This is a genomic window from Xanthomonas sp. CFBP 8152 (assembly GCF_014199025.1).
GTDB classification, from domain to species: Bacteria; Pseudomonadota; Gammaproteobacteria; order Xanthomonadales; family Xanthomonadaceae; genus Xanthomonas; species Xanthomonas arboricola_B.
In genome coordinates, this window is sequence record NZ_JACHNO010000002.1 from 679,584 (window position 1) to 697,129 (window position 17,546).

The window sequence follows — 17,546 nt, forward strand, 5'->3', positions numbered from 1 at the left end:
GCGATGAACATCAATGACACCACCTACAGCGATGCGTCCAGCGAGATCACGGTGCTTGGCGTCGCCAGCACCGATACCAAAGGCGGCCCGCTGGCTGGCGAAGAGATCGGCGGCTTCAATGTGCCTGGCATTTCCGAAGAGTGAACCCGGGGCGTGCCTATGTGCACGCCTCTCCCACCAGGAGTAGAGACCATGGATACCAGCAACAACGACGCTCGTACCACGGCGTTGGATCAGGATCTCATCGTGCTCGGCGTCGCAAGCCTGGACACACAGGGCGGGCCATTGGCAGGCGAAGAAATGGGTGGCATCACCACGCTGGGCATCAGCCAGGACTAGGCATTGCCAATGCGCGGCAGTCGCCGCTGGGCTGTACATGCCGACGGGCAACTTCCCAGGCCACGGGGCGCACTGCAACGGTGCGCCCCTTCTCTCTCAAGGACAGCGCCATGCACCGCTACACATTGCGCGACGACCTATCGTTCTGCCGCATTGGCCAGCGCCTGGTGTTTCTCGATGTCGGCAACGACCGCTACTTCCGTCTGCCCCAGGCACTGGAGCACGCCCTGCTCGCCTACCTGGCGCAAGACCCGGTGCCTGACCTGCAGATCAACGACCTTGTCGAACGGGGCCTGCTGGTGGAGCGGTCGCAAGCGACCGCCGGCCCGCAGCTTCCCGTCAGGCCTGTTGCGCGTAGCGCGATGGAAATGCCCATACCAGCGCGGCGACCACAGCTGTTTGAAACGCTCGAAGTGCTGGCACTTGTGTTGTCCACACGTCTGGCATTGAAGCGCACCCCGCTTGGCAGGGTACTTGGCAGCCTCTCCGCTGGAGCACAGCGTCGGGGGATGCAGCAATGCTCGCTTGCCGGACTCGAGCAACGACTCACCGATGCGGCAGCCGTCTTCCGGCGCTCCCGCGTGTGGGTGCCGGTGGAGATGCGCTGCCTGCTCGATTCGGTCGCATTGGCAAGATTCCTGCACAGGCGCCAGCTCGACGCCCAGGTTGTGTTCGGGGTCGCGCTCGATCCGTTTTCGGCCCATTGCTGGGTACAGACAGGCGATCTGGTCTTGAACGACACGGTCGGCAACGTCCACGCGCACACCCCCATCCGGGTGGTGTGATGTACCGCTACATCGCCTTGCTCAACCATGCGCAGGCACACCGCGATGGCGATCGCGCCGGTGTCGATGCGTCGCTGCGACAGATCGGCTTACACCTACGGCAACGCGCTGGGCACATCGATCTGTATGCATCGGACGACACGCCCGTGCTTGCCATCCCTGGTGGTGGCGCACTGATCGGCCATGTCTTTTCGCAGCGCGACAACGCCCGCTTGGTGGACGGTGCATCGCTGCATGCGTTGTCCGCAGCACAGCGCACGCGGCACCTGATCGATACGCACTGGGGCGAGTACCTGCTGTTGCATGCACCGCACGCGGATCCGGACACCGTCACCGTCATGCGCGAGCCTTCCGGCGGCGTGGCATGCGTCTACGCGCTGCCGCATGGCTTCATCACTTCGGATATCTCGATCGCCACGCATGCGGGTGTGTACGCGCGTGAGATCGACTGGGACTCCATCGCCCATCATCTGCACTACCCGCATCTCAAGACCGAGCGCACCGGGCTTGTCGGCGTGCGCGAATTGCTGCCGGGCAGCCAGCTGTGTCTGCAGTCCAACCGCAGCAGTGTCGAGCAAGTCTGGAACCCCTGGGATTTCGTCGCAGCAACTCAGCGCCGGCACGACCCACTCGACGCACAGGCGCAGGTGCGTCAGGCAGTAGCCTCCAGCGTCACGTGTTGGGCGCGAACCGATGCGTCCGTGCTGCTGGAACTGTCTGGCGGCCTGGACTCTTCCATCCTCGCCGCATGCCTGAAAGACACCACCGCGCGCGTGGCATGCTGCAATCTGGTCACGCCGGTGCCTGGCGCCGACGAGCGGCACTATGCCCGGCAGATGAGCGATCTGTTGGGCACCGAGCTGATCGTGCGCACCTTGGGACTCGACGCTGCACCGGTCGATTTCGCACCGCCGGCACATGCAGTAGCGCCCAGTACCTGGTTTCTGCAGCATGCCTCCAATGCGCTGAAAGAAGCGGTCGGCACGCAGCTGGCCATCACCAGTTTCTTTTCCGGCGGCGGCGGCGACACCGTGTTCTGCAACACCAGAACCGCCGCACCCGCTGCAGATGCCTTCCGTGCAGGCGGCCTGCGCGCCGGCTTCAGCGCACTCCATGCGCTTGCCGAACTGCACCAGTGCACGCTCTGGAAAGCAGGCAGGTTGACGATCAAGAAACTCCTCGCCAAGGCCGGGCCGCCGCGCAAGCCGGAGCGCTCGTTTCTGCCAAACACGCAGGCTGCGGTTCCATTGCAATCGCATCCCTGGTTCGATGCCCCGCCCGACAGCCTGCCCGGTGACCGCGAACGTATCGTCGATCTGGCCGGTACCCAGGTGTTCCGCGATGGGCTGGCGCGCAGTGCGTCGTGGCACCTGCGTATGCCGCTGCTGTCGCAACCGGTGGTGGAAGCCTGCCTGACAGTGCCGAGCTGGATGTGGATCGCTGGCGGCCGCAATCGCGCCGTCGCACGCGATGCGTTTGCTGATGTGCTGCCTACACAGATCCTGCATCGCCGCAGCAAAGGCACCTTCATGAACTACTCCGGCGCGGTCTATCGTCAGGGCAGGCAGCAGATCCGCGATTATCTGCTGCAGGGTCGGCTTGCAGCCAAGGGGCTGCTGGACGCCGATGCCCTGCGCCACCATTTCGACCACACCTTGGCCGACGGCGACCACAGCGTCATGCGCATCTTCGAGCTGTGTGCGGCCGAAAACTGGGTCCGTCATCAGCGCTGACGTTGTCTGCGCTACGTAGATGCGTGCCGACGTGTGCCATGCGTCATCTGCACCACGCACACTAGTGGCCACGCGCCGGCAGTGCCGCCTTGATTGCGCGCCAGCGCGCGTACTGCGCGGCCTTTTCCGGCGCAGCGTCCTGGTAGTCCTGCAACCAGAAGCGGAACCAATCGACGTTGCGCGCATACACGGCCAACTTGTGCTGCGGCTGGAACTTCTGGTGCGGTTCGTTCGCAAACACGTACAACTCGGCGCGTTGCGCACGCAGCAGGGGAATCAGGTAATCCAGTGCGTACAGATACTCCTGCTCGGAATGCTGGAACAGGATGGGCGCACGAATCCGCTCCAGCTTGAACGCCGGCGACAGCGCCTTCCAGCGCGCGGGCGTCTGCTCCGGTGCACCCAGGCCCCACATGTCGCGCAGCCCCTTGAGGAAGGGCTCGCCCTTCATGCTGCCGAACAGGTAATACGACGGCGACACCACCGGGTTGGCCACCGAAGCGGCCGCCAGCAGGTTCGACTCGGTGGCCGTCCACAAGGTCACCGCACCGCCGAAGCTCAGCCCGCCCATGCCCACCCGCGTGCGGTCGATGCCGGCCTGCGACGACAACAACGCCACCGCGCTTTCCACCGCCGCCAGCCCTTCGCCGTGCCGTTCCACCGCATCCATGGTGTAGCCGGGCAGCTGATTGATGCACAACGCTGCGATGCCTACTTGCGCCAAAGTGGCCAGCGGCCACTCATCGCCCACGCCACCGCGCACGAAGCCCGGGCAGCTGTAGTAGGTGACGAACAACGGCAGCTTGCCCGCGCCGGTACCGTGTGCCGCGAAGAACTGGCCGCTGTATCGCCGCCCGCGTGCATCGCTCCACTGCAACAACCGCGCAGGCGTTGCACGCGCCATGTCCGCTGCAAGCTCCGCGTTGGGATCGAACAGCACCTGCCGCGCGCCATCGTCCAGGCCGAGACGTTCCAGACGCGGCGGGCGATCGGCTTCGGCTGTCACGCACACCAGCGCAACGGCCGAGGCACCGCAGCGTGCCGCCGGGTCACGGCCGCCGTTGATCAAACCGCGCCCCTGCACCACCAACCGCACCTGCCCGGTGGCCGGATTCCAGCGCTGAATGGATTGCGCCAGGCCCAATGCAGGATCGGTGATGGTGAAAAGCACCTCCGCACTCCCCGGGCGCCACTGCACTGCACTGATTGCCTTGCCCACGCAGGCCGCCGCCGTGCAGCGCACGGCCTTGCGCGCATGTGCGCCGGGCACGACTGACAGCGCCACCTGTGGACGGAATAGCTGGCCGTTGCCATCGCCCACACGCGACAGCACCGCCACCGCCCCACCGGGCGCACGCACGGACTGCCACACGTCACCGTCGACACCGTGCGTACTGATGGGCGACTCTTCCGCGGGCACCGGCGCAGCGGCGAGTGGCCGCGTGGTTGCCGTGGCCAGGTCCAGCGCCAGCCAGTGCTCCGGCACATCCGCCGACAACCCGGTGCGATCGAACCACACCGTGCCGAAGCGCTGCGTCGCCAGGCGTCCTTGCACATTGCCCGAGCGGAACAGGCCTTGCCCGAGCGGCACCGTCTCGTCGATCCGGATGCCCTGCGCATACTCGTCCTGTTCGGCCGCCATCACCTGTGCGCGCGTGGCACCGACGCGGTAACGCAGCACCCGCCCATCCGCGTCCAGCGAAAACTCCTGCACGTCCGCCGCATCGTGGGTCACCGCTTGCGCGCCGGAACCGTCCGCTGCCGCGCGCCACACCGCGATCACGCCATCGATCAATGCGCGGTAGTACAGCCAGCGGCCATCCGGCGACCACAGCACCTTTGCAGGCAAGGACCCGCCAGCCGAATCGCGCAACGGCATGCCACCATCGGCGACGCGTCTGGGCGCAGCGTCCTGCAGGCCCTGCACATACCAGACGCTGTCGTAGGTGTTGCGCTGCACCGCTGCCTGCTCGGTGCGAAAGGCCACACTGCGGCCATCCGGTGACAGCGTGGGGCTACCGATATCCACCACTTCCAGCAATCGTTGGGGCGACACCGTTTGCGCGTGGCCCACGCACGCACCGGCCGCCATCAGCACGCCTGCAAGCAGCAGGCGCCATGGTTTGTGATTCCTCACGCACACACTCCTCTCGGCAACGCTTAAGGCCCATCGCCAGTACAGCGGCTGCAGCAGCCAGCCGACGCATCACCAGTGCTTGGACACCGACACGCTCACGAAGCGGCCAATCGCCGAATAGTTGGTGGAGTCGTACGGCGCCACGTACAGTGGCGAGGTCACCCGATACAACGGCGGATCGCGATCGAAGACGTTGTCCACCGACGCGCCGAACTCCAGCCCGGCCCACGCACCGCGGCGTGTGCCGGTGGCGTAGCGCAACGCGATATCGAATGTGGTGAATGACGCCGACTCCACCCCATCGGCGCGGTTGCGCACCCCGCCGCGGTAGTTGCCGAACAGCGAGGCAGTGAGCCCGCCCTGCTTCCACACCGCACCCACGCGGCTGCTCAGCTTGGGCGGGTTGAACAGCGTGCCGGCCAGATCGAACGCCGGTTGCGTGGGCAATGTCTGCTGCGTGCTGTCCAGCCAGCTCGCCGAGCCGCGCAGGGTCAGCGTGCCGCGCGCCAACGCCACCTGGTAGCTACCGCTCAGGTCCAGACCCTCGATGTCCTGCTGCGCCACGTTGGCGTACTGCGTGTAGATGATTGCCGCCACCCGGCTCGGGTCGTAGGCGACGCCGGCAAAGTTGGAGAACCGGCTGGCGAGCGCGATCACATCGGCCTGCGCCTGCGGCGTCGGCGTGCGGTCCACGAAGGGCGCGTAGATCGGGTTGCGCAAGGCCTGGCTGGCATTGGCGATCGGCTGCAGCACACGGTTGCTGTAGTCCACCCCGAACCAGGTCAGCTCCGCCTCCAGGCCATCCAGCGCCTCGGGGTGCCAGGCCAGCGAGACCGAGCGGGTGATGGCGCGCTCCGGCTGCAGATCCTGGTTGCCGCCATCGGCCACCAGCACCGTCGTGCCGGCAGGAAAGCCCACCCCGCCGAACGCGCCCGGCTGGAACAGCCACACCTCCTGCGCGTAGTTGCGCTCGAACAGCGTCGGCGCCTTGAACGACTTGCCCCACGAGGCCTTGAGCGTCACATCGCTGCCAGGCGCATACAGCACACCGAACTTGGGCGTTGTCACCCCGCCGAAGCTGCTGTAGTCCTCCCCGCGTACCGCCGCTGTCAGCGTCAGCCGCTGCACACCAGGCACGCCCTGCGCCGGGCCCACCACCGGCAGGTTCAGCTCCGCATAGGCGAAGCGCGCGCTTTCGCTGCCGTCGATCGTCTCCACGCCACTGACGTGGTCGACGTTACGGAACGTGTTGCTGCGATACCCCACCCCGGTGGCCAGGCGCGCATCGCCTGCCGGCAGCGCGAACAGCGGCCCTTCGGCGCCCAGCTCGTAACTGCGGCTGTCGTTGCAGTAGCACAGGTCGGTCACGCTCACCGCACCGCTGGCCAGCGCCGTTTCCTGGCGGTATTGATCGTGCTTGCTGTTGCCGTCGGTGGCGCCCAATGTCAGCGTCCAGTCGTTGGGCAACCACACCGCAAGGCTTGGCGACAGCAGCAGGCTGGCGGTGGTCGGAGTGACCCGGCTGTTGCGGCCACTGACAGCGTAAAAGTGCAGTTGGTCGCGTTCAGTGCGTAACGCATCCAGGCGCAATTCGGCGTTGTCGCCCAGCGCCTGGTAGGCACTCAGCAGCCCGCTGCGCAGGTCGCTGCCCGGATACAGCGTGGACGGGTCCACCAGCTGTGCGGTGTAACCACGCTGACGGCTGTAGATGGGGTCTGCGGAGACGTCCTGATAGGTCGCGATCACTCCACCACTGCGCCAGGTGGTGCCTGCCGTAACGCTGTATTGCCGAGAGGTGAGGCCGCCTTGCGTGGCCCGCCCGAAGCGCGTGCCAACGCTCACCCCGTCGTAGTCGCGCTTGAGGATCACATTACCGACGCCACCCACCGCGTCCGACCCATAGATTGCCGACGCACCGTCGGCCACGATCTCCAGCCGCTCCACTGCCTCCACCGGGATCGCGCCGAGGTCCACCGCCTGGGTGAATCCACCATAGGCCAGCCGGCGCCCATTGAGCAGGGTGAGCGTGGCATCGGCGCCCAGCCCGCGCAGGTTGAGGCTCGCGCCGCCGGTCATGTTTTGGTTCGCATTGCCGGCCCCGGCCAGATTGCCGCTCAGCACGCCCGGGTTCTGCCCGCCGGAAAAGTTCTGCGGCACGCTGCGGATTACCTCGCCCAGATCGCTGAAATCCTCTTCCTGGATACGCGCCGCGCTGATCGAAATCACCGGCGACGGAACGGCACCGCCCTTGATGCGCGTGCCGGTGACTTCGATGGACTCCAACTCGGTCGTGGCGGTTGGCGCCGGCGGGCCCGCCGCAATCGCAGCCTCCGGCGAGCCGGGCCTGGGCGGCTCGCCGGCGTTCGGTGCTACGGCTGCCGGCGTTTTCTGCGCCGCTGCAGGAGGTTGCGTCGCCACCTGCGCTGTCGCGGCCTGTGCCCCCACCGCACCTGCCGCCCCGCTCGCCGCGGCTAGCAGGGCGAGGGAAATGGCGTTACGTAACGTGCGTGTCTTCATGCTGCGTCCTTTGGCTTGCCTGGGTTGGCCCGCCGACGACGCACGCCGGGGTGACCCGGCGCGCATCGCCAGCTGAGCAAGATCGGTCCTGCACCCGACTGCTGAAACGCGGGCACCGCAACGCGGCAGGCAGTGACCAGTATCGCTAACTGTTTGATTTTCTGGCAACCATCGCGCACGCAAAGTGGCTCGGTACCCATCCGGGTCCGACACGTCATCGCTGTGTCCGCGGTCGCCCTGCTCCTACCCCCTGCTACGCGTCCGACGCGCTACACCCGCATCGCCATCACCCGTGCGCGCCTTGCCGTGGCCACGGGCACAAGCGCATCACCGCGCTGCGCATCGACGTGACCTGCAGGGGTTTGCACGCCTTGCGTGGCCGTGCGTTGCTGTGCCCCAAGGTTGTGCAGCGACACCAGCGAGACAACCGCCAATGCCAGTCTGCTGCGTGCATGATCCAAACCGGCACTGCTCCCCGATACTGCCCGTCGTGCTTGCATGTGCATCCTTCGCGTCCTGGGCGCGGCACCATCGCCATTGCGTCCCCCGACAACAAGTGACGTTGCACAAGCGCAATGCCCTACCAACGATGTCTGCAACATGCAGGCAGCGCTGCAACAGCGCGCACATCCAACGGTCTATGCAACACGCAGTGCGGCGTGCGGAGTGCGCGCTACTGCCTCAGCAGGTGATGCACCGCATAGCCAACTGCGGCAACCAGCATCGCTGCCAGCACCAGCCAGGGCCAGCGCTGACGCCGGCCGGAGCGCGACGTCAGCAGTTCCAGATCGCGTGCAGTAGCGGCCTGCAACTCGGGATCATCCAGCACTGCCGACGCGTGTTCGTCCACGTCGAGTAACTGCTGGTAGGCCACACGGTGGCGCGGATCGGCAGCCAGCCATGCCTCACGCGCAGCGCGCTCGGCAGCAGTCTCGCTGCCGCGTCGAACGAGATAGGCGGCCGCCTGCGCGTGGATGCGCCCGGACTCTGCACGCATGGCTGGTTACTCCCGACGGGCCGTCTGCCTGCGCCCTCGTACACGATGCTACCAGCATCTTCCGGCGGCGCCAGCCAGCAGCCTTGCAGCCCGGTTACTGCGGCAATTTCCCCACGGCCGCACGGCACGCCAGTAGCGCACGGCTGATGTGCTTCTCCACCATCTTGGTGGAAATCCCCATCGTCGCGGCGATCTGCGGATAGGTGAGCCCGTCGAACCGGCTGAGCTTGAACGCAAGCCGGCACTTCGGCGGCAGTTCGAGCAAGGTGCGCTTGAGCAGCACATCGAGCGTCTGGCGCGCATCGGCGATTTCGTCCACGCCGGCCTCGTCGGCGCGGATCGGCGCAACCTGGTCCAGCGACACGTGCAGCGCCGCCAGCCGCCGCTGACGCGAGCGCCGCAGCTCGATCACCAGGTTGTGCGCGATGCGGTACATCAGCAGCCTGCGGTCGCCGATGTTGGGGGCATCGCGGTACACCATCATCCGCGAGAAGGTCTCCTGCGCCAGGTCTGCCGCAGTCTCGGCATCGCGCGTACGGCGGCGCAGGTAGACCAACAGCTCGGCATGCAATGCGGCCAATGCCTGGTCGAACTCGGCACGGAGACGGTCCCTTTCGGCGAGCGACGGCTGGCCGCGCACCACGGGCGGCCCGTCACGCGAGCTCATCGTGGTCGCCGCGCCTTCGGCCAAGTGCCGCTGCCCACCAACTCCCCCACGCATCTTGCGACACGACGCACCAGCGCAACGCGCGCGCGAGGGTCATGCAAGTGGATCTGAACATGAGCAGTGCAGCCGAAAGAGGGAGAGTGGGTGGTGGGAACCGCACCCCGAACCGCAGCCCCACCTCTTCCTCTATGACGGCAAGCGATGCTAACCCCCTACGTTTTGCGCGTCAGTCAGCCTCCGTCCACATCAACACGCACGTGCTGCACACCTCAACCCTGTCACTTGCACCGGCGATACTGCATGACCGATTCGCCGTCAGAAATCACCATATGCTTTCCCTTTCCAGATACGGGTCATCCGTTCTTCCAGTTGGCGCGAGATCCGACGTGGCGGACACGATCCAGGTGCGAGGTTTGTAAGCAACAAGGCAGATTGCTACCGACGTCGTTCGGCACTCGTACGACGCATCGTCCGCCAAGTCTGGTTTCATCAACACCAAAGCCCTCACTCCATCCTTTGGTAAACGGGCCAGAAGCGCGGGATCGGTGTTCATTGCCCTTCACGAACTGAACCACCTGTTCCATTGCCACCCCGCTACCCCGTGTTGTAGGGGCGCCGATCGGTGCTCGCGTTAAGACTCATCGCGCTCCCCCCTTCGCTAGCAAGCGCGCTGCACCAGAGACGCATCTTCAGCCGTCGGTTGAAATGGTTACCTTTTCCCAATCGGCGATGGACGCTGCGAACGCAGCCAGCTTGGCTCGCACCAGCGTCAACGCATCGCTCCCCAGAAGCAAATGCGCCGGCGGATTTTCCGCGGCAATCACCTTCAGCATCGCGCGTGCTGCCTTCACCGGGTCGCCTAGCTGCTTGCCACTCTTCTCCTCACGGGCCTGGCGGATGGGATCAAAGATGGCGTCGTAATCCGCGATGGATCGCGGCGCGCGCTGCATCGAGCGCCCCGCCCAGTCGGTGCGAAACGAACCCGGCGCCACCGCTGTCACCGCGATGCCTAGCGGACCAACTTCCTTGCCCAGCGTCTCGGAGATGCCTTCCAGCGCGAATTTGCTGCCGCAGTAGTATCCGATGCCGGGCATGGTGATGTGGCCGCCCATCGAGGTGATGTTGAGGATGTGGCCGCGGCGGCGCTGGCGCATGTACGGCAGCACGGCCTTCATCATGGCGACGGCGCCGAATACGTTGACATCGAACTGGCGGCGCATCTCCTCGAGAGGCGACTCCTCCATGATACCTTCGTGGCCGTAGCCCGCGTTGTTTACGAGGACGTCGACCGGGCCGACATTCTCCTCCACTTCGGCGATGACGCCGTCGATGGCGGCGAAGTCGGTGACGTCGAGGAGGCGGCCATGAACCTTCCCGGGAACGAGGTCTTCAAAGACGCGTTTCGCCGCCGCGTTGCGAACGGTACCGATGACCACGTGGCCCTGGGCGACGGCTTGCCGGGCCAGGGCACGGCCCAAACCGCTACTGACACCGGTGATGAGGAGGGTCTTCGGGTTGCCCATGGGTGCTCCGTTGGTTGGTCTTGGAATGCATAATCCGCCCCCATTGCCGGGTCGATAAGACACAATTGGCTTTTATTCTTGCCTATTCCTATGGATGCTCCGAAGGCTCGCACGCTCAAACTTCTGCGCGAACTGGCACCCGACGAGGGCTATAACCTCACGGCGGTGCCGAGCGTCCGCATCCTCCGCTCCGACCGGGCGCTTGCCCGCACGCCCGTGCTTTACGACCCCGGCATCGTCATCGTGTGCCAGGGCCGCAAGCGCGGCTACTTCGGCGACCAGCTCTACCTTTACGACGCGGACCAGTACCTCGCCGTCTCGGTGCCCGTGCCTTTCACGATGGAAACGGACGCCACGCCGGCCCACCCCCTGCTGGCCCTCTACCTCCATCTCGACTTCCCGCTCGCCGCGGAAGTGGCGGAACAGATCGACCGCAAAGGCCTGGCCGACACTCTGCAGCCACCGCAGAGCATGATGTCCACGCCCGTGGACGGCGCCATGCGCGATTCGGTCCTGCGCTTCCTCGAGGCCATGCAGAAGCCACTGGATGCCGCCGTCCTCGGCCCGGGACTGCTGCGCGAGCTCTATTTCCGCGTATTGACGGGCGCGCAGGGCAGCGCCATGCGTAGTGCACTGGCCATGCGCGGCCAGTTCGGTCGCATCAGCCAGGCGCTACGTTTGATCCACGCCTCATATCCGCAGCCCCTGGACGTGGCGCGCCTGGCGAGCGAAGCAGGCATGAGCGCGCCCAGCTTCCAGGGCCACTTCAAGGCGATCACGCAGGTCTCGCCCATGCAGTACGTGAAGTCGACGCGGCTGCACCAGGCGCGGTTGTTGATGGTGCGGCAATCGCTGACGGCGGAAGCGGCGAGCCATGCGGTGGGGTACACCAGCCCATCGCAGTTCAGTCGTGAGTTCCGGCGGTTGTTTGGTGCCACGCCGGCGGCCGAGGCGCGGAGGATGCGGGAGACGTTTGCAATTCCCGAAGCATTTGCGGATGCGGTGTACGTCTCTTCGCACTAACTAAGGGAACCGAGGCAACTAAACCGCATGGCTCTTTCCGCTTGGAGGAGCGCGGAGACCGCACGTTGCCGGCCTGCGCACGCGCGGTATTTCAGCAGCGCTACGACCGCAAGGACTATCAAGCGGCGCTCTCTACACTGTCTCCCGCCCTGACGCAGTGCGGGCAGACGCCGAGATGGAACGAGAAGGGAAATATGCGCAACGACGTGGCAATCGTCCAAGACAAGACTGCTCAGTACGCGCCATGCCTGGAAACGCTGCATGACTACGTTGAGGATGCAGCGTCCCCAGACGATGTCGTGACGGACAACTGGCCGGCACGGCATCTCGCTTACCGCTCGCAGCATGCCGCAGAAGAACGCGTGCAACACTGCCCGAGACAGACAAATGTATGAGGCGTCACACCATCCGGTGCTGCGGGGCGATCGATTGCTCGCGCTGCTGCTCCTGCTGCTGGGGGTGCTGCTGGCGCTGCGTCTCATTCAAGGCCTGTAACTGCCCCAGAGACTGCTCGACCGGCTGTGCAATCGCGTCGCTGGTCTTCATGTGCGCCATCTTGTGAGCGGGGTCGTTCAACGCGCCTTCCACAACGAAGACGTTCTCACCCTGCCGCACGGACTTGGTGTTCTCGCTCAGCACGACATGATCGATTCGCGACAGCCCGTTCTCCCTGGCCAGGTATGCGCTGCTTGCTGCAAGGCGGGCGCTGTTGTCGTCGTAATCTCGACCGAGGCCTTGCTCCAGGCGGCGCACGGCATCCTCTGCTTGACGATGTAGGGGATCTTGAGATGGACCGAGCGAGCCATGCGTCGGCCCTACAGGCTGCGCTTCATGCCGCTCAGGGTGACTGACCTCACCTCGTACACGTAATGGAATTGCATGCGGATCGACATGGAGCAGGCGTTCATGCGAGCCATCCGAATTCGTGCGATTGATATCAGTCGTTCCGTCCTGGTGCCGCTCTCGGCTCAGACTACCCCGTAAAGCATCCGACCACACACCACCAACAACTGCATGGCCCTGACCGTCACGGTTCCATACGACAACATCGTTGCCGGAAGAGTAAAGACCTGCGGTTGGACCGCTCTTTCCCTCAGCTTGTGGCCGCCCCCATGCGTGACTTGCGCCTTGATCCACTGATTGGATGAAGGCTGGGGCCTCGCCGTTTTGCAAGAAGAGTGTTTTAACCACACCGTAGTGATGAGACACATCAGCAGCGCCGCGGCCATTACGTGCATCAGTCGGATTGATGAGTGGATCGGCCACCACGCTCCCGTACGCAGCAGACAGTGGGCTTGCTTGGTTTGCCTCACGCAATGCATTGAAGACTGCGGTGCCCTTCAGTGCATGCTCTACACCACTTTCGATGTAATCCGCCTGCTCGTGACCTTTGACGATCTTGTTGGGGAGCATGCCATCGATTCGTGTCTTTACGTCGTCGACGCTCTGTAACGTCCCGTCATTGATACCCTGTAGCACGCCAGGGTAGCGACCACGTCCAGCCTGGTTTTCAAGCTTCATGATCATCGTTGCCAACTTTGCTTGATCATTCAGACCTGACTCTGCATATAGATCCGTCTTGCGTAGCTGCTGCACTGCGCTGCCCAGATCTTTTGCACCATCGCCCGGTCGCATCAGCTGCTCGACCTGAGTTCGGTCGTGCTCATGTACAAATGCGGTTCCCTCGTCAGAGGCGAGGAAGCGATCAATGTTTGATTTGATCGTTCCATCAAGTGCTCTTCCATTCTCCGCCTTGATGGCATGGCCATCCCGCTGTAAGTCGTGGATGGTTTGCGTGCGCTGCTGCTCTGAAAGAGCAACAGCCGGTGTTTGTTGCCTAGCCCACCCCTGATAGGCGTCAACTAGGCCGGTCGCGACATCTGGATGTTGCCCGAGATCGGTTTGCAGCGTCCCGATTGAAAATCCACTATTGCCGATGGGCGTCATCACGCCATCATTGATGGACCCCGCAAATGAAAGCCGGTAGGCAACGTTTTTGCCCGCCATGCTTCCCTCTGATGCGACGCCGATCGCAAAATAGGCAAGTGTCTTGAGTTCGTTGTCACTCAGCTGCGGCGGCACTGGTTGTCCTGTTTCTTGCGGCATGTCCTTCTCCTTGGCTGACGAATCAATCAACTAACGGCTGCAAAGCGTTATATTCGTGCGGGCAGCGTGGATGACGGTCAAATACTCGTCAACGACCCCTGGCGCCATCCCTTCGGAAATCTGGTCATCCGTGCGCGCAGCATCTTGCTGGTATTTGGATAAAGCCGACAGGCAGCCTGGCTTGTCTTTCAACTTGTAGAGCGTGAGCGCGTAATCGTTCCGTAGTGCGCCCTCATCGGCCAAACTCATTGTCGGCACGCAGCGTTGATAAATGGGCGCAAGCGCGCCCTTGGCTTCGACATATTTCTTTTGATCATAGAAGGATTTGAAGTTGCGACGCGCCTTCTCGATTGCATCGGTGGCACAGCTTGAAGGCACACGCTTGTAGGTTCCCTCGAAGCTGCCGTTGCTGCCGCAATAGGCCTGGCACTGCTCTTTGGTCGAAGTGCTGATGGCTACACCACTCGCCTCCATCTTCAGAGCAAGTGAGCATTGACTTGGCTCTGCACCTTCATAAACAACCGCGCGGCCGCTTTTATCCAACTGACCAAAAAGCGTACATCCGCTGTCGACATTCTCTGTATCCAAGGAAAACTTCGGAAGTGCTTGGCCCTTGGGTGCATCAATGATCAGGCGCCCCCATCCACCTTCGGTGACATAGGTACCGATCACAATCTGGGGAGGTCGCGGTGCATCGACATCTGTGATTGGAGTAGAAGCAGGCGTCGCAGCGGTGGCCGCCGCTTGCTGGCTACCAGGTTCTGGCTGTGCTTTACCGCACCCAGGCAGCAAAAAGACTCCCGCAAAGATTAGCGCATAACAACTATTCCCAATGCCTTTCATGGCCGTGCACCTTCAATGTGTCGAGGCTGGACAAGTTACATCACGCAACCAGTTCGGGCACGTTCCGGCCAGTACAGTGGCCGCGGATCTCTTCGCTTCATGGACTAATAACGGAATACGCTGGGGAACCAAACTCACGTAAGTGAAGGGTTTTCCCGCGCCTCTGGCCGTCGGCCCCAAGCCCAGCGCCGCGCCCTGCTTGGCGCTACCGGCACCGCACCGGCGGCAATACCTCCATCAACAACTGCCCGTGCAGGCGGTGATGCGCAGCTTGGTGCCGATGGCAAAGCCAGTTGTTTGTTCCAGCCATAGCCCGCTGAGGCGTAAGCGGGGTACGTGCTGGTCGTCGGCGTGGTCGCGGGTGCCGGGTAATGGGTGTAGCTCGGTGCACTGGCGCGTACAGCGGGAGTGCGTATGGATGGCCTGGCCTTATCTTTGCTGTGTTGGGCCTCAACGCGTCATCGACGGACCGGCCTGGGTAACGGCTTGCTGCGATTGCTCCAGCGCCTGCTGCTGTTCGCGCGCCTGGGCCTGAGTCTGGTTGATTGCCTGCAGGCGATCGAACGACTGGGCCTCTGGCGCCTGCACGGCGTCCACCGTCGGCATGTGTGCACGCTGGTGTGCCGGGTCGTTGAGGGCGCCCTGGACGACAAAGACCTTCTCGCCGCCGGCCAGCTGACCTGTTGGGTTGTTGAGCACAACATGATCCACCCGCGACAACCCTTCCTCTTTTGCCAGCGCAAGCAGGCTGGCAGTCATGCGCTGACTTGCCCCGTCCCACTCTTTGCCGTGCTGGGCGTCGAGCTGCGTCACGCCACCCTTGATCTGCTGGTAAAGCGCGTGGTCCGCATGGCCTGGCTGTGAGGGCAACAATGCGGTCTTCGGTGATGCCGGATGTGATTCAGATCCAAGTCCACCCTGCTTCACACCAGAAGTAGTGATATCGCCAACGGCTCCGGGCTCCGGCCGCCCCTGTTTAAGCTTCCAGGGGACGATGTGTTTGTCGTAGTAATCGCCATAATATTGTTCGTAGGTCTTACTTGGAGCGACCGAAGGTTGTTCCGTCTTGAAGACTTGGGCAATCTGGTTCAATGCAGCATCGCGTGTGATGCGACCTGCCATTTGCTGATCTGCAATTGCCTCGTACTGCTGCGGCCTCGTGCCGCTTCCAGAAATACCGATATCCGGCCCCTGATGATTCAGAATCTCACGTCGGACTAGTGCGTTACTGAGCGTTGCAGCGGCTTCGCCGCGCAGCATGTTGTTCACATAAGCTTGCTTGGAAGAATAATCTTTAGGCTCAGCAAAACCATGGTGTCCAATCTCATGCGATAGTGATCTGGCGATCCGTTCGCCTTTGCCAGTTGCGTTCTGGTCAATCACTACTTTCTTACCTGGATCCAGGTAGGTGCCTCCACCCGCGCTGCCCCAATCAATGCCTATGCCATCTCGCTTTAACTGAGAAAGGCCCGTTTGGAGTGTGGGTGAAGAGTTGATCAAAGGCGCCAATGCTGGATCCTTCAGCGGAGAAGCCGGTAGCGCACCATTGGACTGTGCACCTACCTGTTTCGGCAGTGGAAATATTTTATCTTCATTAATTTCCATCACGCATTTCCCTTGCTTGATTCATCAAACTTTATCTCAAAGTTTGCTGATCGAGATATAACTTAGGTGTGACTGGTCTTCCGTCAGACCAAAGATGACCTTAGTGCCTTTAACTGTCATCTCCCAATAGGCCCTGGAATCTCGCGCATCTGGACGAGGTGGGTAAGGAATAGCGTCTACCCAGGGAGACTCCATAAAACCCGGACCAGGTGGCGAGAAATCGATAACCAACTTCCCACGCGATGGATCATCTGTTGCACTAATGAACTCAACATGCTGCACCTTTTCACCTGCCAGCACGCCTTGCTCGCTTACCCGAAGCTCTCTTTCTCCGTCTACGTGCCGTGGTCCAAATTGAGCTTGGAGCTGAGTACTGACGGCGGCGACATCCTGGAAGTCTGTTGCGATCAAACGATCGACGTCTTGTTTAAGGCGCTCCGTCACGTCTTTGCTCCTGGTTTCAGCGGAGGGCTTTGCAGCCGCTATGGCTAACTGATCGCGTGGAGTGCTCGGGGCACACCCCGCATGAAGGGTGCATAGTGCCAGCAGCGCACTCGCTAACAACGTTGCCCGAGGTGAGTCACTACGTCCGTTGTTGCCTTGCCTGCCAAGGGATTCCCCAAGGTGAAGGGCCATCTCTCTGGTCCTGCGCTAAGAGTGTCGCTGAAATCTAACACGCCAATGATCTTGGATCAGGCATAGGTAGCAATCACCGCAAGTCGCTCTTAGACCGCACGATTGACGAACCGCGCACCGACTTAACATGAATGCGGCAGGCAGCCCTGAGCGACACGCGATAGGTCACTTTGCCGGCGTTCCCACCGGCGGCAACACCTCCATCAGCAGCTGCCCTTCGCTGGCGGTGATGCGCAGCTTGGTGCCGATGGCAAAGCCCAGTTGCTCCAGCCATAAGCCGCTGAGGCGGACGTGGGGCACGTGCTGGTCGTCGGCGTGGTCGTGGGCGCCGGGGTAATGGGTGTAGCTGACGGTGCATTGGCGCGGGCGGCGGGCGCGGCGGGGTGCGCGCAGCGTGCCGGGGCCTCGCGGGGCGGCGTCCGGGTCGGGCGGCAGCATCGGTGGCAGCCTGGTGCGGTCGGGTTCCACAACAACCCACTGCACCCGCTTGGGCGGCGTGGGGCGCGTGCGCGTGCGGGTGGGTCGTCCGCTGGCAGATGTCGTAGGTGGGCGGCGGCGTGTCATGGCGCCTCCGGGTGGTGGCGGGTGATGGATGCGGCGACGCACTGCTGCATCCCCGCAGCACTGCGTGCGAA

The 17,546-nt window shown here is 63.3% G+C and carries 14 protein-coding genes and 2 pseudogenes; 5 read left to right on the plus strand and 11 right to left on the minus strand.

What is annotated here, in order from left to right; translation table 11 throughout:
• Positions 1 to 3 precede the first annotated feature (3 nt).
• The 4 genes from FHT09_RS10540 (at position 4) to FHT09_RS10555 (ending at position 2,857) form a co-directional block, all read left to right on the plus strand.
• Positions 4 to 144: a lasso peptide xanthomonin 1 gene (locus FHT09_RS10540; protein WP_104538648.1), complete on the plus strand. Its 141-nt coding sequence runs from the start codon at positions 4 to 6 to the stop codon at positions 142 to 144.
• 48 nt (positions 145 to 192) lie between these two features.
• A complete protein-coding gene (locus FHT09_RS10545) occupies positions 193 to 339 on the plus strand; it encodes a benenodin family lasso peptide (RefSeq protein WP_006452333.1) in 147 nt (48 codons plus the stop codon).
• Positions 340 to 449: 110 nt separating this feature from the next.
• Positions 450 to 1,124: a lasso peptide biosynthesis B2 protein gene (locus FHT09_RS10550; RefSeq protein ID WP_104606581.1), complete on the plus strand. Its 675-nt coding sequence runs from the start codon at positions 450 to 452 to the stop codon at positions 1,122 to 1,124.
• Complete coding sequence (locus FHT09_RS10555; protein WP_104606568.1) at positions 1,124 to 2,857, plus strand: lasso peptide isopeptide bond-forming cyclase; 1,734 nt, start codon at positions 1,124 to 1,126, stop codon at positions 2,855 to 2,857. The genes FHT09_RS10550 and FHT09_RS10555 overlap by 1 nt, the downstream gene beginning before the upstream one ends.
• Before the next feature lie 61 nt (positions 2,858 to 2,918).
• Here FHT09_RS10555 and FHT09_RS10560 read toward each other — a convergent pair whose 3' ends face one another.
• From FHT09_RS10560 to FHT09_RS10580, 5 genes are all read right to left on the minus strand, one after another.
• Complete coding sequence (locus tag FHT09_RS10560; RefSeq protein WP_258077238.1) at positions 2,919 to 4,994, minus strand: Atxe2 family lasso peptide isopeptidase; 2,076 nt, start codon at positions 4,992 to 4,994, stop codon at positions 2,919 to 2,921.
• Positions 4,995 to 5,063: 69 nt separating this feature from the next.
• Positions 5,064 to 7,511, minus strand: a complete 2,448-nt coding sequence (locus FHT09_RS10565) for a TonB-dependent receptor (RefSeq protein WP_184416940.1) — start codon at positions 7,509 to 7,511, stop codon at positions 5,064 to 5,066.
• 673 nt (positions 7,512 to 8,184) lie between these two features.
• Positions 8,185 to 8,508 carry a DUF4880 domain-containing protein gene (locus FHT09_RS10570; RefSeq protein WP_104607553.1) on the minus strand — a complete coding sequence of 108 codons (324 nt, stop codon included), beginning with the start codon at positions 8,506 to 8,508 and terminating at the stop codon, positions 8,185 to 8,187.
• A 94-nt stretch (positions 8,509 to 8,602) separates the two neighbouring features.
• A complete protein-coding gene (locus FHT09_RS10575; protein WP_230608465.1) occupies positions 8,603 to 9,175 on the minus strand; it encodes an RNA polymerase sigma factor in 573 nt (190 codons plus the stop codon).
• A 689-nt stretch (positions 9,176 to 9,864) separates the two neighbouring features.
• Entirely contained in the window at positions 9,865 to 10,698 is an 834-nt protein-coding gene (locus FHT09_RS10580; RefSeq protein ID WP_104607551.1) for an oxidoreductase, read from the minus strand.
• A gap of 90 nt (positions 10,699 to 10,788) precedes the next feature.
• On the opposite strand from FHT09_RS10580, the gene FHT09_RS10585 reads away from it, so the two are divergent.
• Positions 10,789 to 11,721 carry an AraC family transcriptional regulator gene (locus FHT09_RS10585; protein ID WP_047126132.1) on the plus strand — a complete coding sequence of 311 codons (933 nt, stop codon included), beginning with the start codon at positions 10,789 to 10,791 and terminating at the stop codon, positions 11,719 to 11,721.
• Positions 11,722 to 12,120: 399 nt separating this feature from the next.
• On the opposite strand, the pseudogene FHT09_RS20450 reads toward FHT09_RS10585, so the two are convergent.
• The 6 genes and pseudogenes from FHT09_RS20450 to FHT09_RS10615 all read right to left on the minus strand — a co-directional run.
• Positions 12,121 to 12,510, minus strand: a pseudogene (locus FHT09_RS20450) (XVIPCD domain-containing protein); the annotation flags it as partial.
• 1,347 nt (positions 12,511 to 13,857) lie between these two features.
• On the minus strand, positions 13,858 to 14,670 hold the full coding sequence (locus FHT09_RS10595) for a hypothetical protein (RefSeq protein ID WP_146096602.1): 813 nt from the start codon (positions 14,668 to 14,670) through the stop codon (positions 13,858 to 13,860).
• 205 nt (positions 14,671 to 14,875) lie between these two features.
• Positions 14,876 to 15,078 (minus strand): annotated as a pseudogene (locus tag FHT09_RS10600) (SymE family type I addiction module toxin); the annotation flags it as partial.
• 42 nt (positions 15,079 to 15,120) lie between these two features.
• Positions 15,121 to 16,275 carry an XVIPCD domain-containing protein gene (locus FHT09_RS10605; RefSeq protein ID WP_258077310.1) on the minus strand — a complete coding sequence of 385 codons (1,155 nt, stop codon included), beginning with the start codon at positions 16,273 to 16,275 and terminating at the stop codon, positions 15,121 to 15,123.
• A gap of 36 nt (positions 16,276 to 16,311) precedes the next feature.
• Positions 16,312 to 16,719, minus strand: a complete 408-nt coding sequence (locus FHT09_RS10610) for a hypothetical protein (protein ID WP_104607548.1) — start codon at positions 16,717 to 16,719, stop codon at positions 16,312 to 16,314.
• Positions 16,720 to 17,076: 357 nt separating this feature from the next.
• Positions 17,077 to 17,475 (minus strand): SymE family type I addiction module toxin, encoded by a 399-nt coding sequence (locus tag FHT09_RS10615; protein ID WP_184416942.1) that lies wholly within the window; start codon positions 17,473 to 17,475, stop codon positions 17,077 to 17,079.
• Between the last annotated feature and the right edge of the window lie 71 nt (positions 17,476 to 17,546).